Origin of the sequence: Brucella pituitosa (genome assembly GCF_965577835.1) — a bacterium.
GTDB classification, from domain to species: domain Bacteria; phylum Pseudomonadota; class Alphaproteobacteria; order Rhizobiales; family Rhizobiaceae; genus Brucella; species Brucella pituitosa.
Genome location: NZ_OZ264093.1, coordinates 867,501 through 892,670 on the forward strand (window position 1 = coordinate 867,501; position 25,170 = coordinate 892,670).

A 25,170-nucleotide genomic window follows, 5' to 3' on the forward strand; every position below is an offset into this window, starting at 1 on the left:
CGAAACCAAGTGATCTAGCCATGAGCAGGTTGAAGGTACGGTAACACGTACTGGAGGACCGAACCCATATCTGTTGCAATAGATCGGGATGACTTGTGGCTAGGGGTGAAAGGCCAATCAAACTTGGAGATAGCTGGTTCTCCGCGAAATCTATTTAGGTAGAGCGTCCAGCGAATACCCCCGGGGGTAGAGCACTGAATGGGCTATGGGGACTCACCGTCTTACTGATCCTAATCAAACTCCGAATACCGGGGAGTACTACTGGGCAGACACACGGCGGGTGCTAACGTCCGTCGTGAAGAGGGCAACAACCCTGACCACCATCTAAGGTCCCTAAGTTATGGCTAAGTGGGAAAGGATGTGAGGATCCCAAAACAACCAGGATGTTGGCTTAGAAGCAGCCATCATTTAAAGAAAGCGTAACAGCTCACTGGTCTAAATAAGGGTCTTTGCGCCGAAAATGTACCGGGGCTAAAGCCATACACCGAAGCTGTGGATGCACGTATGTGCGTGGTAGCGGAGCGTTCCGTAAGCCTGTGAAGGGACAGTCGTGAGACATCCTGGAGGTATCGGAAGTGAGAATGCTGACATGAGTAACGATAAAGGGAGTGAGAGACTCCCTCGCCGAAAGTCCAAGGGTTCCTGCTTAAAGTTAATCTGAGCAGGGTTAGCCGGCCCCTAAGGCGAGGCCGAAAGGCGTAGTCGATGGGAACCACGTTAATATTCGTGGGCCTGCAGGTAGTGACGGATTGCGTGTGTTGTACATTCTTATTGGATTGAATGTGCAGCGAAGCGGTTCCAGGAAATAGCTCCTGCATATAGACCGTACCCTAAACCGACACTGGTGGACTGGTAGAGAATACCAAGGCGCTTGAGAGAACTGCGTTGAAGGAACTCGGCAAAATGCACGCGTAACTTCGGAAGAAGCGTGACCCTTCTATAGGCAACTATTGGAGGGTGGCACAGACCAGGGGGTAGCGACTGTTTACCAAAAACACAGGGCTCTGCGAAGTCGCAAGACGACGTATAGGGTCTGACGCCTGCCCGGTGCTGGAAGGTTAAGAGGAGATGTGCAAGCATTGAATTGAAGCCCCAGTAAACGGCGGCCGTAACTATAACGGTCCTAAGGTAGCGAAATTCCTTGTCGGGTAAGTTCCGACCTGCACGAATGGCGTAACGACTTCCCCGCTGTCTCCAACGCAGACTCAGTGAAATTGAATTCCCCGTGAAGATGCGGGGTTCCTGCGGTTAGACGGAAAGACCCCGTGCACCTTTACTATAGCTTTACACTGGCATTCGTGTCGACATGTGTAGGATAGGTGGTAGACTTTGAAGCAGTGGCGCCAGCCATTGTGGAGTCATCCTTGAAATACCACCCTTATCTATATGGATGTCTAACTGCGGCCCGTTATCCGGGTCCAGGACCGTGTATGGTGGGTAGTTTGACTGGGGCGGTCGCCTCCTAAAGAGTAACGGAGGCGCGCGATGGTAGGCTCAGAACGGTCGGAAATCGTTCGTCGAGTGCAATGGCATAAGCCTGCCTGACTGCAAGACTGACAAGTCGAGCAGAGACGAAAGTCGGTCATAGTGATCCGGTGGTCCCGCGTGGAAGGGCCATCGCTCAACGGATAAAAGGTACGCCGGGGATAACAGGCTGATGACCCCCAAGAGTCCATATCGACGGGGTTGTTTGGCACCTCGATGTCGACTCATCGCATCCTGGGGCTGGAGCAGGTCCCAAGGGTATGGCTGTTCGCCATTTAAAGCGGTACGTGAGTTGGGTTCAGAACGTCGTGAGACAGTTCGGTCCCTATCTGCCGTGGGTGTAGGAATATTGATAGGATCTGTCCCTAGTACGAGAGGACCGGGATGGACGTATCTCTGGTGGACCTGTTGTCGTGCCAACGGCATAGCAGGGTAGCTATATACGGACGGGATAACCGCTGAAGGCATCTAAGCGGGAAACCCACCTAAAAACGAGTATTCCCTATCAGAGCCGTGGAAGACTACCACGTTGATAGGCCGGGTGTGGAAGTGCGGCAACGCATGTAGCTTACCGGTACTAATAGCTCGATCGACTTGATCATTCTCATTTACAATATCCATCAAGCGTAGCTTGATGAATTGTTTGTCCTCACGCTGTCGCAGCTAAAGCTGCTTCGCTGCGGACGGCGCGTCGCATAAGCGACGGCACACAGTCGTGTGCTTATTGTTTATCAGCGCCAAAAAAAACAAATCAATATCTGCACGAAAGACAACCAGCTTCTCATATTTGTGTTCTTCGCCGACCTGGTGGTTATGGCGGAGCGGCTGCACCCGATCCCATTCCGAACTCGGCCGTGAAACGCTCCAGCGCCAATGGTACTTTGTCTTAAGACACGGGAGAGTAGGTCGCTGCCAGGTCTGCTAAGCACACAAATCATCAACATCTTCTCATAATCATACAAAACAGCATTCATCAGCGCTAAGCGCAAAAACTACCAAATCCGGTCATACAAATTAAGCCCTTAACGCGGGGTGGAGCAGCCCGGTAGCTCGTCAGGCTCATAACCTGAAGGCCGCAGGTTCAAATCCTGCCCCCGCAACCAAATTCAAAAACGCCCGTGGACAAAACCACGGGCGTTTTGACGTTTAAGGGACAGATAGATTGTACTCCCCCACGACGGATAACCGTCGTCAGCGTTCCGCGTCCCAACTGGTATTATTTCGTACCTTTAACTTTGCATGATATTATTTGAATCCTGCTGTGAAATTTTCTGCGATTGCCTGCACGGCGGCGTGGATAGGGCCTGCAGTAAGGCTTGGAAAAACTGAACCATCGACGACATACAGGTTGTCCAATCCGCGCAGACGCAGATCAGCATCAACGACAGACATTTCATCCTTACCCATACGGCATGTCCCGGAAGGGTGGTGATGTGTGATCACTGCCTTCGCAATAAAAGTGTCGATGTCTTGGCTTGTTGCAAGCGGCTTGGGGAGTATTTCGTGGTCACGCCATTCAGCTAATTCAGGGCGATGTCCGATTTCACGTGCGGCGCCGAGCGCTGCTCGAAACAGGTTTCTATCATTTTGGGTCTGAAGATATCGAGGGTCAATTATAAGTGGGCTGTCCGGTGCATCTCCGGTTATGCGTATTTCGCCTCGACTTGTAGGGTGAGTAACACCAAAAAGGAAGGAATAGGCGTTACCCGGAGCAGGTGCAGTAAAGCTCTCGGATACGATTGGAGCCACGCCGCATCCGACGACAATTTCCGGCTGGCCATCAGCAGAGAAATCTCCGGCACGCATATACGCCATGCTTTCCGAATGTTGCAGACGGGACGGAGGCAAATGCTTTTTAGTGGCATAAAGATTACCCGCACCAAGCAGATGATCCATCAGGTTAAGCCCCAGTTCTGGCGCTTTGACCCGGCAAGTGACACCGGCTTCGCGGAGTACATTTTCGCGCCCTATGCCAGAACGCATTAAAAGTGCGGGGCTTTCCAATGAACCAGCGGACAAAATGATTTCGCTTGCGGTGATGGTAGCTAGTCCTTCCGGGCCTGCGAGTTCAATTGCTGAAACGTGTGATTTTTCCAGTTTAAGGCGGCGGGTCAACGTACCTGTCATGATCGTCAGGTTCGGACGCGCGCAAACTTCGGGCGTGAGCCATGCTTCAGCAACGGTGACGCGACGCCCATCACGGATCATCAGAGAATTGGGTGTGACCCCAATCATTTGGCCGGTATTGTGGCCCGGGATACGCGGCAGACCGAGTGCATTGCCTGCTGTCATGAATGCCTGTGTCAGTGGACTGACTTCGTCGTCTGGTATCCAGACCGGCATTGGACCGTCTTTACCGTGAATACCATCGCCGCCCGACACATGGTCTTCATTTGCCATGAAAGATGGCAACAGACCTTCCCAACTCCAGCGCTCATCGCCCGTGGCTTCTGCCCATGCCGCGAAATCTGCCGGGTGCCCACGCATATAGCCCATAGCGTGAAGCAGGCTTGATCCGCCAAGGCCTTTACCGCGTGCCCAGGCAAAACTTCTGCCAGCGGCACCTTCCTGAGGTGTCGTCTTATAATCCCAATCGTAGCTGCGATGCTGGATCGCAGGCCACATAGAGGGCTTTAAAATGTCCGGGTCTGATGGTCTCCCACCAGCTTCGACTAGCAGAACATTACGGGCTGGATCTTCGCTTAGACGCGCTGCTATCAGGGCGCCGGCAGAGCCAGCACCAATAATTGCCACATCATATTGTGCCATGGTCTTACTTCTGATCTTCAGGAATAACTGCGCCTTCCAGCGTCATCACTTCACCGTCTAGCGAAACGGAACAATTGCGCAGCGGAATATCGAGATGGCATGGCGTATCACGATCACCGCCAGCTTCTGTGTTTGGCCCTGATGACCACAGGAAGTTGCCTGCAAATGAGCGCGCATCCATACCAAGCTGCGCTTCCGGGTTATAGAGGCCCAGCACCGTCCAGTTTGCGCGGTTCTCTAGTCCCCAGCCGACATGTGCCATGGCATAGGCACGGGGATCGTTGAAGCTTTCCATGAATTTGCGCATGAATTCAGCATCATAGCCGCCCTTGATGTCGACAATGAAACCTTTTTCGATGGTGACAGTGATTGGAGAGCGGGCATATTTTTTGAATGGCAGCAGAATGTCGCCTTCATCGATAACGATTGTTCCTTCGGCGCTGCCTTCATCCGGCCAGCGAGCCGAGAAGCAGCTTGGCCAATGGTCCCAGCGACCCGGCTCGTCGGCAAGGCCATATTGAGTGAGCACCGGATATTGGCCAAGACGACAACGGAAATCGGTGCCAGCTTTTGAGGTGACATGCATTTCTTTTGCGGCGCCAATTTTTTTGGCGGCAGCAAGAACACGCAACTTGTCTTCCGGGCGAGGGATCTGGCGCATCATGATTGCCGGAGGCTCGACTGCGAGCAACATACGCGTGCCGGTTTTCAGCACTTGTTCCTGTTCTTTTGAGAACAGGAGCTGCAATGTGTCGATGACGAGATCAGAAGCCTTGAGGCAGGCGAGGGCAGCTACATTGCCATCCAGCGGGGTCTTGCCGATATAACCGGATTTATCGGGGGAGATCGCCTTTTCGCTGTTCACAGGTGCGAGGTTAAGCTCGGTGACGACAGCGCCGAGATCAGAAGCGGCAAGCTTGGCGATATAGGCAATCTGCTTGTTGCTGTCGTCGCTCGTCAGAATTGTGACTTGCTCACCAGCTTTCAGGTTGCACATTTCGAGCACCTGTCTCCAGCCCTTCAAAAACTGTGCGTCACTGATAGACATGATAGATACCTCCGTTGGGCGTGGCCCGTTTGTTTGGTAACTGCATCCACGAGAGTTCCGGTTGTGGGACAACCGTATTTTTGTTTTTTGTGGTCGCAGCCAGTTCCCTTGGTTGGATGTTTTATAACGCGGTCTGATTGGCCAGCGTGAAGAAGTTGCGATTGTAATGAAGGAGTGGTGATGTCTCCGGGCCAAAGCGAATGGCTTTCACCTGACCTATGAAAATCGAATGACTTTCAGTTTCTGACACTGATGCAATTTCGCAATCGAGATTGGCCATTGCGTGGTCAAGTGCCGGTGCACCGGTGGCAAGGCGTGTCCAGCCATAAGGTGCAAACTTGTCTTCGCCCATTTCACCGATTTGTCCGGCAAATCGCATGGCGATCTCCCTTTGGGCATCAGCGAGAATATTGACGCAGAAATTCCCAGCAGATGTGATCGCCTTGTGTGCTTCGCCAAAACGGTTGACGCAAACGAGCATTGAAGGAGGTGTGATGGACATTGAACAGACGGCTGTGGCTGTCAGTCCGCGCCGGGTGTCGCCTTCTCCGGCTGTAATGATGTTGACCGTTGCCGCAAGTTGCCGCATCGCCGTGCGAAAATCATCGGTTAGCTGGTCAATGGGGGGATGGCTCATAGAAGGCCTCCTTTTGCAGCGATTGCGGTTTCCAGAAAAAGGGCTGCCGAGGCGAGGCGATAATCAGCGCCGCGCGCGCCGACCAGTTGTACGCCGACTGGCAGGCCTTTTGGCCCTTTGGATGCAGGCAAGCAGACAAGAGGTACTTGCAGAACGCTCCAGAGTCGGTTGAAGATCGGATCGCCAGTCGCCATACCCTCAGGCGCTTCGCCGGGGGCTGCAAGTGTCAGTACGGCATCAAAGCGGGATAGAATTGCATCCATCATGTGACGGATTCCCGGAATTTCTGCCATTGCTGCACGATAGCGCGGCTCATCAATACGGCCCTGATCCTCTAACATTGCGCGCGTGACGGGCGTCAGATCATTCCAGTTATGACTGATTTCGGAGGCAAGTGATTGCGTGACTTCCCAGCCCATAACGGCTTCGTGGAGATCGAAAATACCGTCAAACCAGCCTGGTGCCGGAATAATGGTCAGTTCAGCGCCTGCCGTTTCGGCCACGGATGCCAGGCGCTTGACTGTTTCAATCGCATAGTCTTCAGCTTTTTCGAGGCGCGTTCCAAGCAGTATACCGATGCGGGGGCGAATTGGTGGTATAAGACTGGCGAGTTCAGACTGCCCGCTGAGTGCGGCTGCACAATGGGCGGCGTCGCCAATATTGCGCGCGATGATACCAAGCGTATCAAGCCCATGGCACAGAACCTTGATGCCGACCGTGTTGATTGCGCCGAAGGTTGGTTTGAATGCGGTTACGCCACAAAAACTTGCCGGACGGATGACGGAACCGGACGTTTGTGTGCCGAACGCCAGGGGCACCATGCCGGCTGCGACGGCGGCACAGGAACCGGACGACGAGCCGCCGGGTGTGTGTGCTGGGTTGTGCGGATTGCGGGTTTTGTTGGGACTTGCCATGGCAAGTTCGGTGCTGACTGTTTTGCCTAGGATCAGGCCGCCGGAATTTTTAGCGATCTGCACCGCAGGCGCATCCCAAGGCGGCTGAAATCCTTCATAAATTGGTGTCCCATAGCCGGTCGGCATATCCTTCGTATCGATCACGTCTTTGACGCCGATGGGCACGCCTGCAAGCGGTCCCTTGGGGCCAGCTCTATCCAGCCTATCTGCTTGTTCACGGGCTTGCTCGACGTTGAGATACTGCCAAGCCTTTATTGGTCCGTCAGTTTCTGCAATCCGTTCCAGATATGCTTCTGTGACAGCGCGGACGCTTAACTGTTTAGCCTCGATAGCTGCGGCAGTTTCGCGGGCGGTAAGGGTAAGGATTTCCGTGTTGTTCATAGAGCTTTCCTTAGCCAAAAATGGGTGGACGCCGATCAGCCCACGGAGCTGCACATTCAAGTTCCGCTGCCAGCGAAAAGAGCAAGGCATCTTTTCCGAAGCCAGCTCCGATATGTGATCCGATGGGCAAACCTGACGGACTCATACCGAGCGGGACTGACATTGCCGGGCAGCCGGATGTGTTGAAAACAGCCGTAAAAGGAGAGTGGGACCAGAATTGATCGTAAAATTCATCAAGGCTTTTGCTGTTGCCTGCAAGTTTACCCAAAAGGGGCGCAGGTTCGGCTGCAGCAGGAGTTAGCATGACATCATATAGGCTGAAGAATTTCGCCAGTGCGCGTGAAGATGCGTGAAGCTGATTGATTGCCCAAAGGTAGCGCGTACCGGGAATTGCGAGTGCCTCGCGCACCCACTCCTGATTAACCGGCTCCAGCTTGGCGATGTTGGCTGATGCGGCATCGCCACCCGTAGCACCCAACGCAACATTGACGCCAACGACAATCCGCCATGCAGCTTTCATAGCTTCTGCATCATAGCCCGCGTCCGTAACTTCCTCGACGTGATGGCCGATACTTTCCAGCAGTTTCGCAGTTTCGCGAATGCTTTCGATCATTTCCGGTGCGATCGGGCTGCCGTCAGGCGCGTCAAGGATCATCGCTACTTTCAGGCGAGGTGGCGTCTTATCCAGCGCTGAGAGATAGCAGTCGGGCGTGGTGGGTGAAGCCCATGGATCACCCAGATCACTGCCGCCGGAAATATCCAGCATGGCTGCGTTGTCGCGCACCGACCACGTAACTGCATGGGGCGTGGACATGCCGCCGATAGCTTCTGCCGCAACTGGACCGACGGGGTTGACCAACCGTGATGGCTTGAACCCGAACAATCCGCAGTGACTTGCCGGAAGCCGTGTTGATCCTGCGCCGTCGGAACTGTTCGCAAGTGGCACCATGCCGCTTGCAACGGCGGCGGTGGAACCGCCGGATGATCCGCCAGCCGTGCGGCTCAAGTCCCATGGATTATGGGTTGGCCCGAAAGCTTCGGATTCTGTCGTGAAACTCAAAGCAAATTCCGGCGTATTGGACTTGCCGAGAATAACCATTCCGGCAGCTTTATAGCGCGCGGTGATCGTGGAATCGCGCTTGCTGACAACGTTGCGCAGCAACTCGGAGCCGCTCGACAGAAGCATGCCTTCCGCCTCAAAGCCGGTATTCTTGAGAAGCATCGGCACACCCGAAAGTAGGCTTTTTGCCAGTCCGTTTTTAACTTGCTGCCGGGCCAGATCAAAATGCGCATGCACAACCGCGTTGAGTTGCGGGTTAAGCCGCTCTATTCGCTCGATGCTCGCTTTAAGCACTTCGGTCGCACTGATCTCACCCTTTGAAATCAGTTCGCCGATTGCGATGCCGTCTTTTATTGCCAGATCGTCCATCGTCTCAACTCATCTGCGCTTTAAAGAGATCCAGGTCCCACATATCTTTTGTGCCCGTCAGTAACCCGTCACGGATTTCGAAGAGATGCAGACCATCAAGTGAGATCTTGCGCGGGGTTGCATCTTCTCCGCGCGGCGTAAAGGTTCCCGTCATATGGTAGGGAACGGCAATCTGATTGCCTGCGCGAATGTAACCGCGGCGTTCCCATGCAACATCCGGCAACATGCGCCAGAAACCGGTCAGCCCTTCTGCAAGTGCTGCATGACCTTCACGGCGCTTCCCCATCGCGACCTCTTCATGCCAGCCATCGGCATGGTAAAGGGACGCGGCACCTTCCGCATTGCGTGATGCGTAGGCCCCATAAAACTGGTCGACAAGCGTGGCGTGATCCATCGCAATCTCCAATATTCCCGAAAGAAAGAACCCCGCCCGATTTGCACCGGACGGGGCATGCGGGGTCTATTCGATGCCAGCGATTTTCTTCACCTGAGCAACATAACCATCGCGTTTGACTTCGTTATAAAGTCTTGCGCGAAGAGCCGGTGCCGGCGTTGCGTTGACGTTTTCAAACAGGGCGACGCGACCAGCAAGCGAGCCGGAGGTCATATCCCAGATGAAGTTCATCAACTGCTCTTTGACCATGGCAGAAACGCCATGTCCGGGCAGGAGCTCATGCAGGAAGTGGCCAACTTCCGGATTGTCGAATGCTTTTTTGCCGAAGCGCATAACCAGTCCCTGACCGCACATTTCCTGAAGGATATGGATGATCTTCGGGTAGTTTTCGATCGAATAAAGGCGACCGGCGGTCAACATGCCAACATCCGGACGCATGACGTCGCCTTCGGTTGGCACAGCAAGCGCTTCTGCTGCCGTCACAAATGCGCGAAGCGTCTGCGCATATTCAACAAGCTGTCCGAGCATCATCTGGACGGCAGGAATTTTGCCTGTGCCAAGATAATCGAGAACCATCTGGCCTGCGCCGACAAACAATTCTGCCTTCACAGCAAGGCGCGTCAGGACATGCCAGTGCGCGAACACGCAGACTGGCCCATAATAGCTCATTGCCGTTGGGTCGCCGAGATTGAACAGGCGTTCTTTCGGAACGAAAACATTATCGAACACGATGAACTGGTCGGCTTCTTCGCCGAGGCTTGCAACCGGATGGTCGAACTTGCTCGACAATGGCTGCGAGACCATTTCACGCGAGATCATCTTGATCCCGGGAGTGTCGATTGGAACTGACCCCCAGATGCAAGCATCTGCCGGTGTTTCCTGAATACCACCGAGATTGGTGAAGAAAATATCGTTAGCCTGAGCCGCAATCGAGCCTACGGTTTTTGCACCATAGATATAAACACCATCTTTTGTGACCTTGCGAGCTTTAAGAAGGGAAGCTTCCGAAGCCTTTGGCGACGAGCGGTCGGCCTGCGGTCCGGCGAGACTTTCCGATGCGGTCAGATTGTTGTTCTGACCGTATTCCATGTAACGTTCGATGTTTTCTGCAAAGTCCGGGTCGATCCCTTCAATGAGAGATTTCTTCTTCTTGAAGGTTGGCAGATAGGCATAAAGGCCAACGACGATCGATGGTGCAAGATCCGGTGGGCGCCCAAAGGTGCCTGCTGTCTTGAGCGAGGTGTACTCGATCATCCGGCGACGCGCGGCGAGATCTTCCTTGGTGCGCGGAATCTGCCACGAACGGCTTAGTACTGCGCCTGCCTTTTCATCATAATAGGTGGTGGCGTCGGCATGTTCTTCAGTGAACTGATCATCGAACATCGATGCGAGAAGGTCGATACCTTTCGCGAGTGCGGGTTCGTCATAAACGGAATTCAGTTTCTGACCGCCAACCCAGATCTGGCGGTTATCCTTGAGAGATTCTTTATATTCTTCGCCGGTTTTCAGCTTATGCGGCTGGCTTGCGAGTTTTGCTGCTGTTCCCTGTGTCACATGGGCCTCCTATTGCAATTGGAATCGCGGGTGTTCCCCGTTTTTATTGAGCGTTTCCGGTATCGGGATCAGGCGCTTACGGCCTTTTCGTCGCGCATCTGACGGATGACTTCCGTCGCGACACGCATAGAATCGAGGGCGGCTGGTACGCCACAGTAGATCGCGGCCTGAAGAATAACTTCTACGATTTCTTCTTCCGTGACACCGTTATTCAGGGCGCCGCGCACATGGATTTTCACTTCATGTGGACGGTTCAATGCGGTCAGCATTGCAAGGTTGAGAAAGCTGCGGGTCTTGCGTTCCAGCCCCGGGCGGGTCCAGATTTCACCCCAGCACCATTCCGTAACAAGCTTCTGCAATGGCGCCGTCAGATCGTCTGCATTGGCCAGCGAAGGCGCAACATAGCCATCGCCAAGCACCTCGCGTCTGACCTTCAGCCCTTTCTGGAATTGTTCACCGCTAAATTCGGGACGAGTCATGCATCTCTCCGTTAAGGTGGGCAGGACGGCTGCTTCGTTTTTGTCGCCTGGCTTCAGATTGATTGTGCCGTTCTGATTGTCCCAAGGTTAGACATGCCGGACTTGACCTGTCAATAGATTGTATGACAAGATTACGGTCATACTGAAGACAAAGTTCGATAGTTTTTGGCAAACATCAACGTAAAGTGGGCAAATGATGACGGCTCCTGCGGCAGATTTTAACGAGAAACCAACGCCTTTTGAGCTTTACGCACTTCGTTACGCCACACATACGGGACGGACGGCCAAAGATAATTTTCTTTATGCAGACCCGCATGAATCGGGTGAAAATCTCGATTACTTCATCTGGCTGGCGCGTCGAGATGATGAAATTTATGTCATTGATACGGGGTTCGGGCAGCAAGCAGCGGATGGGCGGGGCCGCACGCTTTTGCGTCGTCCTGTTGATGCGCTTGCACTCATGGATGTGGATGCCCGACAGGTCAGTGAGGTGATTCTCACGCATCTGCATTATGACCATGCCGGAACTCTGGGAGATTTTCCGTCGGCGCGCTTTCATCTTCAGGTCGATGAAGCCGGGCATGCGACAGGCCCATGTATGTGCGATCCGAAAGCGCGTGCGCCGTTCGATGTGGATAACATCGTTGCCTATATCCGCAATCTTTATGCGGGCAGGATTGAGTTTCACCGCGGGGACAAGGAACTGGCGTCCGGCATATGGCTGCATTCAGTGCCAGGGCATAGTGCGGGTTTGCAGGCGGTTCGCGTTTATACGAAGCGCGGTTGGGTGGTTCTTGCATCCGATGCAACGCATTTTTACGCCAATATGGAGCGTGAAAATCCGTTTCCCGTATTGTTTGACGAGGCAGCACTCATTCTCGGCTATGCCCGGTTAATCGAGCTGGCTCCGACTCTTGATTATATTGTGCCGGGTCATGATCCGGCGGTCATGCGCGCCTATTGCGCGCCATCGGAAGCGCTTGAAGGCATTGTTGTTCGATTAGACGTCGAGCCGGTTTTGACGTGGGAGGAACTGGCGCGATGAGCTCGGCAACAGGTCGCGGTGTGCTGATCACAGGTTCAGCGCTTGGGTTGGGGCTTGAGCTCGCGCGGGTTTTTGCAAAAGCGGGAAACCGCATTTTCCTCACCGATATTCGACCGGAAGTCATCGATGTTGCAGCGGCTTTGGCACACGAGACGGGCCAGCCGGTCGGTGCGGTGGCGCTTGATTTATCGCAAGAGGGTGCTGCAGACCAACTGGCTGTACATGCCAAAGAGCATCTTGGTGCAATCGATATTCTCATCAACAATGCGGTCATTCGTAAAATTTCGCCTGTGCAATCACTTGCGGATGCTGACTGGGATCGAGCGCTGGAGGTCAATCTTTCTGCACCGTTTCGGCTGATACGGGCTTGCCTTCCCGACATGCGCGAGCGTGGCTGGGGACGGATCATCAATATGGCTTCAGTTTATAGTCTGATCGCACTTGCAGAGCGCGCGGATTATGTCACCACCAAACACGCAATGATTGGCCTGACGCGCACTGTGGCGCTTGAGCTGGCATCGTCTGCGATCACTTGCAATGCAATTTGTCCGGGATTGATGGCGACAGATTCAGCGCTTGGTCGCATCAAGGTGCTGGCTGCTGAAAAAGGCTTAAGCGAAGAAGAGGCGACGAGTCTTTTTCTTTCAACCCGCCAGCCGGGCGGAAAATTTATCCCAATGGATACGGTTACGGCTCTTGCGCTCTTCCTCTGCGGCTCTGCGAGTGAGGGGGTCAATGGAGCAGCAATACCGGTAGATAATGGCTGGTCTTTTGCCTGACAGCGAGACCACGATAACAGGAGAGTGGAATGTCTGAAGTGGGTTTTGTTGGGCTTGGCAATATGGGACGCCCAATGGCAGAGCGCATCATTGGTGCAGGCTATACGCTTGTCGTCAATGATCGTGCAGAGGCGGCGGTGGCAGCTCTGACTGCTGCCGGTGCAGATGCTGCTAACAGTCTTGAAGAGCTTGGCTCTCGCGTTGAAACCATTTTCCTGTCTTTGCCTACACCTGAAGTTGTGCTTGCTGTCGGGCGCACGATTGCGGCCAATCCTGGTATTGTAAAGCGTGTAGTCGATCTCTCGACCACCGGGCCAAAGGCCGAAATGGATCTGGCCGACATCCTGTATGAAGCAGGTATTGCCTTGATTGACAGCCCTGTTTCGGGCGGTGTTGCAGGTGCAAAAAAGGGAACACTTGCTTTGATGGCGGCCGGTCCAACCGCACATTTCACTGTTGTTGAGCCGATGCTTCTGGCACTTGGCAAAGTGATCCGTGTTGCCGAAGAACCCGGCAAGGCGCAGGTTATGAAGCTCATCAACAATATCTGCTCTGCGGCTGCACTCGCAATCACTTCCGAAGCCATGGTTATGGGTGCAAAGGCCGGACTTGATGCCGATGTCATGATCGAAGTACTCAATGCCGGATCGGGTCGCACTTCGGCAAGTGTTGATAAGATTCCGCGTTTTGTTCTGCCGCGTAGTTTTGATTTCGGTTTCGCAATTGCACTTTCTCTCAAAGATATTCGGCTTTGCCTGGAAGAAGCCGAACGTCTTGGTGTGCCGATGCTGGTGGGCAATGCCGTGCGTATGCTGTTTTCCATTACCAAAGCTGATCTGGGGCCGGATGCAGATATGACTGCGATCATCCGTCCGCTGGAGCAGTGGGCGGATACGCAGGTGCGCGGCAAGGCTGCTGGCGCCTGACATGATAGCTCTGAGTGCCACAATCGCCGAGTTTGTTCATTCGCCACCGGCAATGCCTGATTCAGTATGCGCCGCCGGACGGCGTTCGCTGCTCAATATGGTCGGTACGGCGATAGGCGGTTCAAATGAAGCTGCAATCCGGAAGCTGGTGGCAATGCTGCCAGCTTTTTCCGGCCCCGCCACGGCAAGCCTGATCGGGCGTTCAGAACGCGCTGATATGCTGTGGGCGGCCTATATCAATGCGGCATCTGCCAATATTTTTGATTTCGACGATACCCATGTTCCGACGGTTATCCATCCGTCTGCCCCTGTTGCACCGGCTGTTCTGGCGTTAGCTGAGACACTGGCAGCAGAGGGAAAGCCGGTAACCGGATCGGAACTGATTGAGGCTTTCGTTCTCGGAGCAGAGGTTACTTGTCGGTTGGGCAATGCTTTACACCCGGTTCATTATGCGCGCGGCTGGCATATTACATCGACTTGCGGCGCTTTTGGTGCAGCCCTTGCTGCGGGCAGGCTTTTGAAGCTTTCCCCGGCACAGCTCGTTGATGCTTTAGGGCATGCTTTGGCGCAGGGTGCGGGTTCGGTTGAAACGCTTGGCACCATGTCGAAAAGCCTCTCAGTGGGGCAGGCCGCGCGCGCTGGCCTGATGTCGGCATTGCTGGCCGCCAAAGGTTATACTGGTCCCGCAGCGCCGCTTGAGGGTCCAAGAGGCTTTCTGGCGTTGCATTCAGATGCCCCGGATTTTGCAGCCCTGACAGATGGGTTGGGAAGCCGCTGGGAAATTTTGAAGAACACCTTCAAGCCTTATCCATGCGGGGTTGTTCTCAATCCTGTTATCGAAGCCTGTCTTGCTCTTCATGCGCAGGAGGATTTCAGCGCCGACGCAATTACGTCGATAACATTGACGGGGCATCCGCTTCTTCGCCAACGCACGGATCGCCCGAATGTCACCACGGGAAGACTTTCGCAGGTGAGCGCACAACATGCCGTGGCGGTCTGTTTGTTGTGGGGCCGGGCCGATCTTGAGGCTTTTTCCGATCAAGCGGTGCAGGATGCGCAACTGAAGGATTTGGCTTCAAAGCTATCTTTCGTAGATGATCTTTCCTTTACATTTGAAGCTGCTGAGGTTTGTCTTTCGCTGAATGATGGGCGCAAGCTTGTACGCAGGATTGATGCTGCCAAAGGCGGGTTGGATCATCCAATGACAGATGCCGATCTTGCCGTAAAATTTCGCGCGCAGATTGGCTGGCGTGGCATTGATCTGGATGCCGATGAGCTGATCACTTCGCTAGAAGCAATTGAAGATGCTGCCGATGGTGCAGCTTTTCTCGCAATGACACGAGACACTACGGACATGAATGGGAGAGCGACATGAGCCATACGAGCCTTGGGAAAATTGCCGATCCGATCTTTACATTGACCACAGGCCCGGTGGATGCCTATCCGGCAGTGCTGCAGGCACTGTCGCGACCTGTTCTCTATGATTATGATCCGGCATTCCTGGCATTCTACGAATCTGTGAATGCAAAAGTGCAGCGAGCTTTTCACACAAAAACGCCGCCAGTAATCCTTCAGGGGGAGCCTGTATTGGGGCTGGAGGCCGCTGCTGCTTCATTGATCACCAGAAACGATGTGGTGCTTAATCTCGTATCGGGTGTTTATGGCAAGGGCTTTGGCTATTGGGCTGCACGTTACGCAAAAGAAGTCGTAGAACTCGCAGTGCCTTATAATGAAGTGCTTTCTGCTGATGCGGTCGCGGACTTTTTAAAGAAACGACCTGATGTTGCGGTGGTTTCGATTTGTCATCATGATACGCCGTCCGGCACGGTTAATCCGGTTGCCGAGATTGGCGCAGTTGTAAGAGCCGCAGGCAAACTGTTCATTGTGGATTCCGTTTCGGCCTTTGGTGGAATGGATGTTCTGCCAGAGACATCATTTGCCGATATTTTTGTAACTGGTCCGAATAAATGTCTGGGTTGTCCACCCGGATTGACGCTGTTGCATGTGAGCGAAGCTGCATGGGAGAAAATGGCGGCTAATCCTGATGCGCCGCGCGCATCAATTCTTTCGATTGTTGACTGGAAAGAGGCGCACAGGGCAGACCGGCCATTTCCTTTCACGCCTTCGGTTTCCGAGATCAATGCACTTGATGCAGCGCTTGATATTTATCTGGATGAAGGTGAAGCAAATGTTTGGGCACGTCATGCCCTGACCGCAAAAGCCTGCCGGGCTGGGGTGCAGGCAGCAGGGTTGAAATTATGGGCTGCGCGGGAGGAGATTGCTTCGGCAACCTGTACGGCAGTTGCAATTCCCGACGGCATTGATGAAGCGAAGCTGCGTGCTTCAATCCGTGATCTCTATGGGGTTGTGTTTTCATCGGGTCGTGGTGAAACACTTGGAAAACTGACCCGGATCGGGCACATGGGGCCGACTGCCCGCCCTCCTTATTCGCTTATCTCCGTTGCAGCAATTGCCGGTGGCCTCAAGGCCGCAGGTGTAAAGGGTATTGATGTGGGAGCAGGGGTTGCGGCAGCTATGGCGGTCATAGAAGCAGCACGAGACTGAGGTTTTGCACATTAGAGCGCCTATTTCATTAAGACATATCGGCACTCTAATTCGTTGTTTTAACGTGCATCTTTTTCTGAAAGCCGTTTAACCCTTTTCGGGATGCACGTTAAACAGGCATGGTCAGAAATCTGATGCTTTCAAAACAAGCAATTAGCGTATAGTAATACGGTAATACCGGTCCCCATACACCAAAAGGGGTATAAACTTATGACTGTATCCATGAACGGGCGAACCCCGCCTATTGATTTTAAAGTGGTAAAAGCTGCTGCTCCTGTGCGGCACAGTGTTACGGAAAGTATCCGCAATTCGATCGCGGTGGGATATTTTACGGCAGGCCAGCGTATTACTGAGCGCGATTTGTGTGAAATGACGGGCGTCAGCCGTACGGCTGTGCGCGAAGCACTGCGTCAGCTTGAAAGTGAAGGTCTTGTTGAAGTCGTTCCGCATCGCGGGCCGATTGTGGCACGTCTGAAGCCAGAGCAAGCCGAAGGTATTTATCAGGTCCGTGTCGAGCTCGAAGGGCTGGCTTGTGAGCTGTTTGCACGCAATGCAACCGATGAAGATATAGAAGCTCTCAAAGCCGCTTTTGAGGTGCTCAAACAAGGCGATAAAATCACCGATCCATTGGAGCGCCTGCAAGCCAAGAATGCTTTTTATGACTGCCTGATTTTCGGTGCACATAATGAAGCGCTTGGCCATACGCTCTCATCGCTGAACGCGCGCGTCATGGTTTTGCGTGCGACATCGCTGGGTGCTCCGGGCCGTACACGTGACAGCTTGGCTGAACTTGGAGAAGTTGTCGGTCATCTGGCCGCGAGACGCGGTAAGGAAGCTCGCAAGGCGGCCGCGTATCATGTGATGAATGCGGGTAAGGTGGCAATTGCCATTCTACGTGAACGGCTGGCCGAAGAGGCTGACGCTTGATTGAGAGCACATCCCGACAAGTTTAAAATGGTTGTCGGGATGCGGCCTTATTTCTAGGCGTGATTATACTGCAAATTCTGCAAAAACTTCTATTGTCGCCGATTGTCATTGGCGAATTGCTTTTTGGGACATATGAACCAGGGGTTGGCCGTTCGCGGATTTGTGTCCGCTCGGCAATCTGCACATCGACATGTATGAGGGGCGCTCTGTACGGTCAGAAAATGTGTGCGATCTGGAGAAGCCGGGCTTATCTATGGATGGGCGAGTGTTAAATTCTGCCTAAACCAGAACCATGGCTTTATCTCGCTCTGACTCGATTGTTAGACGGAAATCGGTATTCTCAGCGTGAACAGTAGCTTATTTTCTTTATAATTCCTCATTCCATTTGGTAACTTTCCCAATCCTCAGCTGAAATTCCCACAACGTTCTTGCGATTTGATATAATGAAGTCCGCCCGACATTTTTCGGGCACATTTGTTGGTGAACAGCCGCGCTCCTTATCGCCACCATCCGGTGAAGCGCATGGAACGCCAACAAACAAAGGCTGGAGGCAACATGGACCAATCAGCAGATGCCGTGCATAAAGCAGCGGTCGGACACATACCCGTATTTATAACGTCCCCGGGACAAACCGATGTGCTTTTGAACATCGTCATTATTTTCCTTATCTGCGTGGTTTTCTTAACTGGAGTTCTCTATCTGAGACTTCATGCTCTCCCTGAGCACATCGCTCATCAGACCAACAAAATTCAGCTTCAGCTTGTTGCTGTATTGGGTTTGATAGCGCTCTTCACCCACAATCAGCTCTTCTGGATTGCAGCGCTTTTGCTGGCAATGACGGATCTTCCGGATTTTCTGTCGCCGGTAACATCCATGGCAAGGTCTCTGCGTACCATTGCACGGCGAGGGCTTCACCTGACAATTCCCCCCTCTGATCCAGCGCCAACTGTTGGCGGCAGCGATAATGTTGCACCACAAACGATATCGCCGTCCTCGCAAAGCGTGACCCCGTCAACAGTTGTGCCCGACACGGAATTGCCCCTTGATCAGAACAAGCAGGAGCAGAAATAATGTTTGAATTCCTGCTTTGCTCAATGATCACTATCTTTCCGGATTATCTTTACCGCCGGTATCGTCAGGGAAAACGGATCGGTCACGAGATCACGATCTACTCCATGTGGTTCGAACTCAGGTGGGGGATCACTGCGTGCCTCATCCTCACAATTTCCCTGATCACGATGATCTTCTATTATCATCCGTCTACATCTAACGTAACGGCTGCATTTCGAACCGTTACCATCCTTCCGGAAATAGGTGGACGTGTTGATGAAGTGTATGTCTCGCGAAACCAGAAGGTGAAAGCTGGCGAACCGCTCTTCAAACTCGATGACAGCAAACAAAAGGCTGCGCTGGAAACAGCCCGTAAACGCATTGCAGAAATCGACGCCGAAATGGTTGTCGCCAAAACCGATCTTGTGGCTGCCGATGCCCTGATTAAGCAAGGTGAGATTGCGTTCGTTCAGGCACAGAACGATGTAAACACGCAACTTGAACTGCAACGCCGCAACTCAAACATCGTCGCCCGTAAGGATATTGAACGTCTGCAATCCATAGCCGATGGCAAAGGTAGCGAACTGGCAGCAGCAACCGCCAGCAAGCAGACGCTCGAAACCAAAATCACCTCATTGCTTCCAGCGCAGAGGGCAAGCATTGAGGCTGCAGCTACCGAGGCGGAAGTTGAACTGAATAAAGCGATCGTGAAGGCGGGCGTTTCGGGAACCGTTCAACAATTCACCTTGCGTGCAGGTGAAGTCGTCAATCCGTTGCTCCGCCCGGCCGGCATACTGGTGCCGGAAACAGCAGGCCGAACTGCCCTTGTAGCAGGCTTTGGACAGATCGAAGCACAAGTCATGAAGCCCGGTATGATTGCCGAGGCAACGTGTATCGGAAAGCCATTCACGATTATTCCTATGGTCGTAACCGAGGTGCAGGACGTTATCGCAGGTGGACAGGTGCGAGCCAGCGATCAACTGGTCGACATTCAACAATTGGCGAAGCCGGGAACCATCACCGTAACCCTGGAGCCTCTCTATGAAGGGCAACTTGCAGGCATTCCACCGGGCAGCAGTTGTGTGGCCAACGCGTATACGAGCAATCATGAGGAGTTGCAGTCTGGTAAAGCCGGTACGCTACGGTCCATATTCCTGCATGCTGTCGACGCCACGGGGCTCGTTCATGCCATGATCCTGCGAATACAAGCCGTGATGATGCCAGTGCAGACACTTGTCCTGTCTGGGCATTAGCGCGCGTTTTGACACACATCTTATCCGAAAACCGTTTCACACTTTTCGGGATGCGCTCTAATATTTCCCAATACATCATGAAATAGGGGTCCGATTTAGGACCCCTATTTTTCCTCGGGCGTTTAACGCCGCTGTCATATCCCCGGCGTTGCGCCACCGTCCACATTAATGACCGTTCCATGCACATAGGCAGCGGCCGGGCTGCACAGGAAGCGCACAACGTCTGCAACTTCATCTGCCTCGCCATAACGTTGTATGCCTTGGGCTTCGCGAATTTCTTCGCGCGCAGCTTCAATGGAAATATTGCGTTCTTTTGCCAATACTTCTATCCGGCGTCCGAGGCGGTCAGTCACGATATGACCGGGACAGAGCGTGTTGATCCGCATGCCTGTCCCCTGCGCACGCTTGGAAATCGCTTTTGTAAAGTTGATGAGCGCCGAATTAACCGATCCACCAATGGTAAAATCCGGCTCAGGCGTATGCGCTCCAACGCCCGATATATTCACAATAGTACCTTTGCTCTGAGACAAGGCATCCCATGCAGCCCGACAAAACCGAACGGTCGCATGGAACTTGAGTGCAAATCCCTCATGAAAATCTTCGTCGGTCAGCGATAAGAAATCACCTCGTTTGGTTGCGCCAGCGTTGTTGATCAGGGCATCAATTTGTCCGGTTGCAGTAAGCGTTTCGGATACGACTTTTTCAGCAGCTCCCACCTTTGACAGGTCGGCGGCAACGAGAATGATCTGAGGCGAACCTGCCGCGCTGGCGAGTGCTGCAGTCTCTTCCAACGCCGCCATATCACGAGCACAAAGGCTCAGTGCGAATCCGTCTTTTGCCAGTCCAATGGCAAAGGCCCGACCCAGTCCACGGCTTGCTCCAGTCACAATTGCAGTGCGCATTTTTTACTCTCTCGTGAATGCTGCTGACGCAATCTCAGATTTTTCTATTTAAATACAACGAATTAAGAGAATAATCGTAAAATCGCCCCGAGTTGATTTTTCATTATTGTATTACGGTATGATCATGCTATCGTATTCTCGCACTGTCAATCGGGGTTGCGGTTTTTGAATTGCTGGGGTCGCGTGAGTGATCTGCTTCAAAGACCGTCCCTTCCGGAACTGAGGAGTCAGATGCAAGGCTGTGGTGGATTAAAAGTCAGCTTGAATGGGTTCCGTTACGAGGCGGTGCATCGGGTTGTCGTCGCGTCTGCTGCGCAGCGCAAGCGGATTGGATCCGGGCTGACGCCAGCACGGCGTTCCATAGGAATTTCTGCTCGGGTTGCCCAGTCATTGCCTTTGTGGCCGCACCAGATGCGCTGCACTGCCATTTCGTTACCCACTGCGTTCAGCTGGAAGACATTGCCCGTTTTTACGTCGACGCCAAAGCTGAATGATCGGCTGGCGCCGGGGCTGACCTCACCAAGGTCGGCTGAAAACCAATGCGCGATGGAAGCGGAGCATACCAATGCGGTTTTGCCACTGTTTTCGACCGTAATATCAAGCGACTGGTGGTTAACCGCGGCAGATGCTGCGTTTAAGCCAAGAATTGCTGTAGCAAGAAAGGTGAGGTGAGTTTTCATTTTGAAATTCTGCTCCGGGTTATACTTCAAAAATCATCCGGTATTGAGTAAATAGTCAATAAAAATCTATAAATGGGAACAATAAAATGAGAAAAAAAATAACAGGAACAGTCAGTGGTGCTGTGCTGGCTCTTGCCCTTAGTGGTTGGATGGCAAGCAGTGCTTTGGCCGGGGAAATTACATCCATCGCCATTCTGGCCCCGGAAATGGGAACCGATATGGGCTGGAACCAGCAGGGGGTCGATGCTGCGAAGGCAGCAGGCGAGGCCGCTGGTGTAAAGGTGGTTGTTGCCGAAAATCTGGGTTATGGCGATGTTCGCCCGACGTTGCGCGAACTTGCTGAAGATGGCGCTGGTCTGTTGATTGCCCACGCATCCGGTTACAACACAGCCGCACCAGAAATTGGTGCCGAAATGAATATTCCAGTCGCTATCGTCGACAGCCCGGACAAGCTTGCTGAAGGCAAGATCGCTGATTACACGGCGGCTGGCAGCGACGGTGCTTATCTCGCAGGACGACTGGCCGCCAAGATGAGCAGAACCAAGGTTGTTGGCATCGTCGTATCCGGTGAGCCGCCATCGTGGAACAATATGTCGGTTGCTTTTGCGCAAGGCGTGAAGGCAGAGAACCCAGCCGTTGAAGTTCGCTATGCCGTGATCGGACCGGCTGCTTATGCTGATGCCGCCGGTGGTAAGCGTGTGGCTGAAACCGTTATAGCCTCTGGTGCCGACATTATCTTCGGACAGGGCAACGGTTCGAGTTTCGGCATGTTGCAGGCCGTTGAAACGACGCCGGCCACCGATGGCGGAAAAGCCTATTTCATCGATGTTATCGGCGATAAGACGTCAATTGATAAAGGCAATCTTCTTTCATCCGTTATCTGGGATCTGACGCCGGTTTACGTCGACATGATCAAGGATCTGAAGGACGGAAAGTACGGTAGCCGCAACTATAACATCAAACTCAGTGATGGCAGTCTTCGTCTTCTGAAGACCAAGAACATACCGGATGATGTCTGGAAAGAAATGGAAGCCTTGCAGGCCGAGGTTGTTTCTGGAGCCATAAAGGTAGAGCCGAAGTTTGATGCGGACAGTGTTCATGCACTGGTAAAAACTGTCGCCTCCAAGTGAGCCAGCCTGCTCTTAAACTCGTCTCATTGCGTTCGTCATACTGCCATTAAAATGGGTCGAATGATGGCGTGCGCAACTCACGAAAACCGTGTTGGATCGCATTCTTAGTTGATCCAACACGGTGTGATGAGGCGGATTTGCATGAAGGATATTGAAATGCAGGCGTCAGTGACAAACGCGGCCTTTCCTCCGAATTCCAGTACAAAGCCATTTGTTGGGCTGCGTGGTATTACCAAGCGCTTTCCCGGCGTTATAGCCAATAACAATGTCAGCACAGATATTTGGCCGGGCGAAGTTCATGTTCTGCTTGGCGAAAACGGTGCTGGAAAATCTACATTGGTTGGCATGTTGTCGGGGCTTCAGCAGCCAGATAACGGCTGTATCGAGATTGATGGTTCAGCTGTCAATATAACGTCTCCCCGCCATGCCCTCGCATTAGGAATAGGCACGGTGTTTCAGCATTCGATGCTGGTGCCAAGCCTGACGGTCGTCGATAATTTTACCCTTGGTGGGGTATGGTGGCGTAAGCCGGATCGCAGCGGCATTGCAAAGCGTATCGATGAAACTGCAAGCCGCATCGGTTTACGTGTTGATCCTTTTGCGCTGGTCTCCAGCCTTTCCCTTGGTGAGCGTCAGCAGGTCGAAATTTTGCGCGCTTTGATGCGCGGCAGCAGGTGTCTTATTCTTGATGAGGCGACCGCCATGCTGACCCCCAATGAGGCTGTTTCTCTAGGAGAGTTAATGCGCCGACTGGTTGCCGAGGGGCTTGCGGTCATTTTCATCACGCACAAGCTCAACGAAGCACTTGCATATGGTGACAGGATTTCGGTGTTACGCCTTGGTAAAAATGCCGGTGCTATCACCCCTGATGAACTCAATGCCAATAGTGATCAGCAGAATACGGCCAATATCATCCGTCTGATGTTTGGCCAGTCCGCAACGGACGATAGCGCCAGCGACTATCGCGCCACTCGTGAGTTGGGTCCCGTGGTGTTGGAGGTTTCAAAGCTGAATTCAAATGCGGGACGTATTCCAGTTCGTGACGTTTCAATTGAGCTGAGATCGAAAGAAGTGCTCGGCATTGCCGGCATCGATGGCAATGGTCAGAAAGAGCTTGCGGAAGCCTTGGCCGGACAGACGCCTTCCTCGGGAAGTGTGAAGCTGCATGGTGCCGAAATCGGTTCTCTTACAGTGGGAGAACGTCGCGCAGCAGGGCTGCGTTATGTGACTGACGACCGATTGGGCGAAGGTACTGTTGGCGCATTCGCTGTCGCAACTAACTTTTTGCTCAAGGATATTGGAGCCTCACCTTTCTGGAAAAAAGGTATCGAAAAGCCGCAATCCATTCGTTCGCAGGCTCAGGAACATGTGCGGAATTTTGATATTCGCACGCCGGATGTCCAGACGCCCGTAGGAACATTGTCTGGGGGAAACATTCAGAAAGTTTTGTTGGCACGTGAGCTGACCGGCTCGGCGGAGGCGGTTATTTTTGCGAAGCCGACCTACGGTCTTGATGTAAAAAATATTCGTGCCACCCGCCAGCGTATCAGCGATGCGGCAGACGCAGGCAAAGCAGTTTTGCTGATTTCAACGGACCTTGATGAGCTGCTTGAACTTGCTGATCGGGTCGCTGTGATTGATCAGGGCAGGTTGGTAGGCACGGTTCAAAATGGTGTGGGCGCACGCGATGCAATCGGCCGCCTTATGAGTACCGGAGAAGAAGAATGAGCGATCAACAGGCTGGTACGGCGGGAGTGGCGGGCCCGACTATCCGTTCGCCCTTTGCGGCCTGGGGCAAAATACTGACTGTCAGCATTGGCCCACTGATTGCCGCGCTGGTTTTAGGAGGGCTGATCCTTCTTGCCATGGGCGTCAATCCCCTGAGCTACTATGCCTATGTTGTGGAACGGGCAATATTGTCGCCGTCGGGCCTGTCGGCAACGCTGACCCGTATGGGACCGTTTCTCCTGATCGCAGCGAGCCTGATTGTCGCTTTTCGTGCAGGCATCTGGAATCTGGGCGGTGACGGGCAATTTTTGCTGGCGGCTGTTATTGTTGCCGCCACAACGCCGCTGATGCATGCGGCAGGCGTTCCGATCTGGCTTAATCTGGCGCTTGGTCTTCTGATAGGATTGATTATCGGTGCGCTTTGGGGGCTGCTCCCCGCAATGCTGAAAGCCTGGCATGGTATTAATGAAATCATCACAACATTGATGATGAGCTTTCTTGGTGTCTCGCTCGCCAATGTGCTGGTGAAGCTGGCATTTCTCGATCCTTCAACCACCACACCGCAAACCCGTACCTTGCCTGTGGATGCGCGACTGCCAAAACTGTTTGATACGACTATCTCTTCGGGGCTGATTGTTGGTTTGGTTGTCATCATCGCCATGCATCTGATGATGACCAAGACCTCTTTTGGCATGAAACTGCGTCTGGTTGGTGCTAATCCACGAGCTGCCGTTCATGCGGGTTTGTCGGTGCCTAAGCTGACGATTGCGGTCTTTGCCATTTCGGCGGGGCTGGCCGGTCTTTCCGGTGCGGTCGATATTCTGGGCACACAAGGCAATGTGCGTGCAGACTGGAACCCGGCTTACAGCCTTACTGTCGTGCCTCTGGTGTTTCTTGCCCGGCTTAACGGCTTTGGATCAATCGCCTATGTCTTCTTGTTTTCTGCGCTGACGATTGGCGGCGAGAGTGCCGCACGTCGTCTTGGAGTGCCGAGCTTCTTCTCTCTGGTCATCGTGGCTCTTCTGCTGATCACGCTGGCACTGGCTGAGTATTTCGATAAAAATCGCCAATACCGCGCGAAGATCTGAGGAGACG

The 25,170-nt window shown here is 53.3% G+C and carries 21 protein-coding genes, 1 tRNA gene and 2 rRNA genes (1 of these 24 cut by a window edge); 14 read left to right on the forward strand and 10 right to left on the reverse strand.

Annotated elements, in window-relative coordinates; all coding sequences use genetic code 11:
* The 3 genes from ACSME1_RS15215 to ACSME1_RS15225 form a co-directional block, all read left to right on the forward strand.
* A 23S ribosomal RNA gene (locus ACSME1_RS15215) occupies positions 1–2,087 on the forward strand (it extends 821 nt beyond the left edge of the window).
* Between the two features lie 201 nt (positions 2,088–2,288).
* Positions 2,289–2,403, forward strand: a 5S ribosomal RNA gene (gene rrf / locus ACSME1_RS15220).
* 108 nt (positions 2,404–2,511) lie between these two features.
* A tRNA-Met gene (locus ACSME1_RS15225) sits at positions 2,512–2,588 on the forward strand.
* Positions 2,589–2,730: 142 nt separating this feature from the next.
* Here the strand turns inward: ACSME1_RS15225 and ACSME1_RS15230 are convergent.
* From ACSME1_RS15230 to ACSME1_RS15265, 8 genes are all read right to left on the reverse strand, one after another.
* Complete coding sequence (locus ACSME1_RS15230) at positions 2,731–4,254, reverse strand: GMC family oxidoreductase (protein ID WP_435654959.1); 1,524 nt, start codon at positions 4,252–4,254, stop codon at positions 2,731–2,733.
* 4 nt (positions 4,255–4,258) lie between these two features.
* On the reverse strand, positions 4,259–5,302 hold the full coding sequence (locus ACSME1_RS15235; RefSeq protein WP_435654960.1) for a 2,5-dihydroxypyridine 5,6-dioxygenase: 1,044 nt from the start codon (positions 5,300–5,302) through the stop codon (positions 4,259–4,261).
* A gap of 121 nt (positions 5,303–5,423) precedes the next feature.
* Positions 5,424–5,939, reverse strand: coding sequence for a flavin reductase family protein (locus ACSME1_RS15240; protein ID WP_024900115.1), 516 nt, complete (start codon positions 5,937–5,939; stop codon positions 5,424–5,426).
* On the reverse strand, positions 5,936–7,234 hold the full coding sequence (locus ACSME1_RS15245) for an amidase (protein WP_435654961.1): 1,299 nt from the start codon (positions 7,232–7,234) through the stop codon (positions 5,936–5,938). The genes ACSME1_RS15240 and ACSME1_RS15245 overlap by 4 nt, the downstream gene beginning before the upstream one ends.
* A 10-nt stretch (positions 7,235–7,244) precedes the next feature.
* Positions 7,245–8,663: an amidase gene (locus ACSME1_RS15250; protein ID WP_435654962.1), complete on the reverse strand. Its 1,419-nt coding sequence runs from the start codon at positions 8,661–8,663 to the stop codon at positions 7,245–7,247.
* Positions 8,664–8,667: 4 nt separating this feature from the next.
* Positions 8,668–9,057: a nuclear transport factor 2 family protein gene (locus ACSME1_RS15255; protein WP_435654963.1), complete on the reverse strand. Its 390-nt coding sequence runs from the start codon at positions 9,055–9,057 to the stop codon at positions 8,668–8,670.
* A 66-nt stretch (positions 9,058–9,123) separates the two neighbouring features.
* The gene (locus ACSME1_RS15260; protein WP_024900119.1) at positions 9,124–10,611 is read right to left on the reverse strand and encodes a 4-hydroxyphenylacetate 3-hydroxylase N-terminal domain-containing protein; all 1,488 of its coding nucleotides are present in this window, start codon (positions 10,609–10,611) and stop codon (positions 9,124–9,126) included.
* 68 nt (positions 10,612–10,679) lie between these two features.
* Positions 10,680–11,090, reverse strand: coding sequence for a carboxymuconolactone decarboxylase family protein (locus ACSME1_RS15265; RefSeq protein WP_024900120.1), 411 nt, complete (start codon positions 11,088–11,090; stop codon positions 10,680–10,682).
* Between the two features lie 193 nt (positions 11,091–11,283).
* Between ACSME1_RS15265 and ACSME1_RS15270 the strand changes: the two genes are divergently transcribed.
* The 8 genes from ACSME1_RS15270 to ACSME1_RS15305 all read left to right on the forward strand — a co-directional run bounded on the left by ACSME1_RS15270 (position 11,284) and on the right by ACSME1_RS15305 (position 19,635).
* Positions 11,284–12,135: an N-acyl homoserine lactonase family protein gene (locus ACSME1_RS15270; RefSeq protein WP_435654964.1), complete on the forward strand. Its 852-nt coding sequence runs from the start codon at positions 11,284–11,286 to the stop codon at positions 12,133–12,135.
* The gene (locus tag ACSME1_RS15275) at positions 12,132–12,914 is read left to right on the forward strand and encodes an SDR family NAD(P)-dependent oxidoreductase (protein WP_435654965.1); all 783 of its coding nucleotides are present in this window, start codon (positions 12,132–12,134) and stop codon (positions 12,912–12,914) included. The genes ACSME1_RS15270 and ACSME1_RS15275 overlap by 4 nt, the downstream gene beginning before the upstream one ends.
* A gap of 29 nt (positions 12,915–12,943) precedes the next feature.
* The gene (locus ACSME1_RS15280) at positions 12,944–13,840 is read left to right on the forward strand and encodes an NAD(P)-dependent oxidoreductase (RefSeq protein WP_435654966.1); all 897 of its coding nucleotides are present in this window, start codon (positions 12,944–12,946) and stop codon (positions 13,838–13,840) included.
* A 1-nt stretch (position 13,841) separates the two neighbouring features.
* A complete protein-coding gene (locus ACSME1_RS15285; protein ID WP_435654967.1) occupies positions 13,842–15,215 on the forward strand; it encodes an MmgE/PrpD family protein in 1,374 nt (457 codons plus the stop codon).
* Positions 15,212–16,405, forward strand: a complete 1,194-nt coding sequence (ppaT, locus tag ACSME1_RS15290) for a pyridoxamine--pyruvate transaminase (RefSeq protein ID WP_105707542.1) — start codon at positions 15,212–15,214, stop codon at positions 16,403–16,405. Before ACSME1_RS15285 ends, ppaT begins: the two co-directional genes overlap by 4 nt.
* A gap of 210 nt (positions 16,406–16,615) precedes the next feature.
* On the forward strand, positions 16,616–17,332 hold the full coding sequence (locus ACSME1_RS15295) for a GntR family transcriptional regulator (RefSeq protein ID WP_051514977.1): 717 nt from the start codon (positions 16,616–16,618) through the stop codon (positions 17,330–17,332).
* A 522-nt stretch (positions 17,333–17,854) separates the two neighbouring features.
* Positions 17,855–18,403 carry a hypothetical protein gene (locus ACSME1_RS15300; RefSeq protein ID WP_024900127.1) on the forward strand — a complete coding sequence of 183 codons (549 nt, stop codon included), beginning with the start codon at positions 17,855–17,857 and terminating at the stop codon, positions 18,401–18,403.
* Entirely contained in the window at positions 18,403–19,635 is a 1,233-nt protein-coding gene (locus tag ACSME1_RS15305) for an HlyD family secretion protein (RefSeq protein WP_024900128.1), read from the forward strand. Before ACSME1_RS15300 ends, ACSME1_RS15305 begins: the two co-directional genes overlap by 1 nt.
* A 134-nt stretch (positions 19,636–19,769) precedes the next feature.
* Here ACSME1_RS15305 and ACSME1_RS15310 read toward each other — a convergent pair whose 3' ends face one another.
* Entirely contained in the window at positions 19,770–20,537 is a 768-nt protein-coding gene (locus ACSME1_RS15310; RefSeq protein ID WP_024900129.1) for an SDR family oxidoreductase, read from the reverse strand.
* A gap of 275 nt (positions 20,538–20,812) precedes the next feature.
* Positions 20,813–21,217 carry a hypothetical protein gene (locus ACSME1_RS15315; protein WP_024900130.1) on the reverse strand — a complete coding sequence of 135 codons (405 nt, stop codon included), beginning with the start codon at positions 21,215–21,217 and terminating at the stop codon, positions 20,813–20,815.
* An 86-nt stretch (positions 21,218–21,303) separates the two neighbouring features.
* Here ACSME1_RS15315 and ACSME1_RS15320 point away from each other — a divergent pair, with 86 nt between their 5' ends.
* From ACSME1_RS15320 to ACSME1_RS15330, 3 genes are all read left to right on the forward strand, one after another.
* On the forward strand, positions 21,304–22,347 hold the full coding sequence (locus ACSME1_RS15320) for a putative B6 ABC transporter substrate-binding protein (RefSeq protein WP_024900131.1): 1,044 nt from the start codon (positions 21,304–21,306) through the stop codon (positions 22,345–22,347).
* 141 nt (positions 22,348–22,488) lie between these two features.
* Positions 22,489–24,075, forward strand: coding sequence for a putative B6 ABC transporter ATP-binding protein (locus tag ACSME1_RS15325; RefSeq protein WP_235822366.1), 1,587 nt, complete (start codon positions 22,489–22,491; stop codon positions 24,073–24,075).
* Positions 24,072–25,163 (forward strand): putative B6 ABC transporter permease subunit 2, encoded by a 1,092-nt coding sequence (locus ACSME1_RS15330; RefSeq protein ID WP_100557278.1) that lies wholly within the window; start codon positions 24,072–24,074, stop codon positions 25,161–25,163. The genes ACSME1_RS15325 and ACSME1_RS15330 overlap by 4 nt, the downstream gene beginning before the upstream one ends.
* Positions 25,164–25,170: the final 7 nt, after the last annotated feature.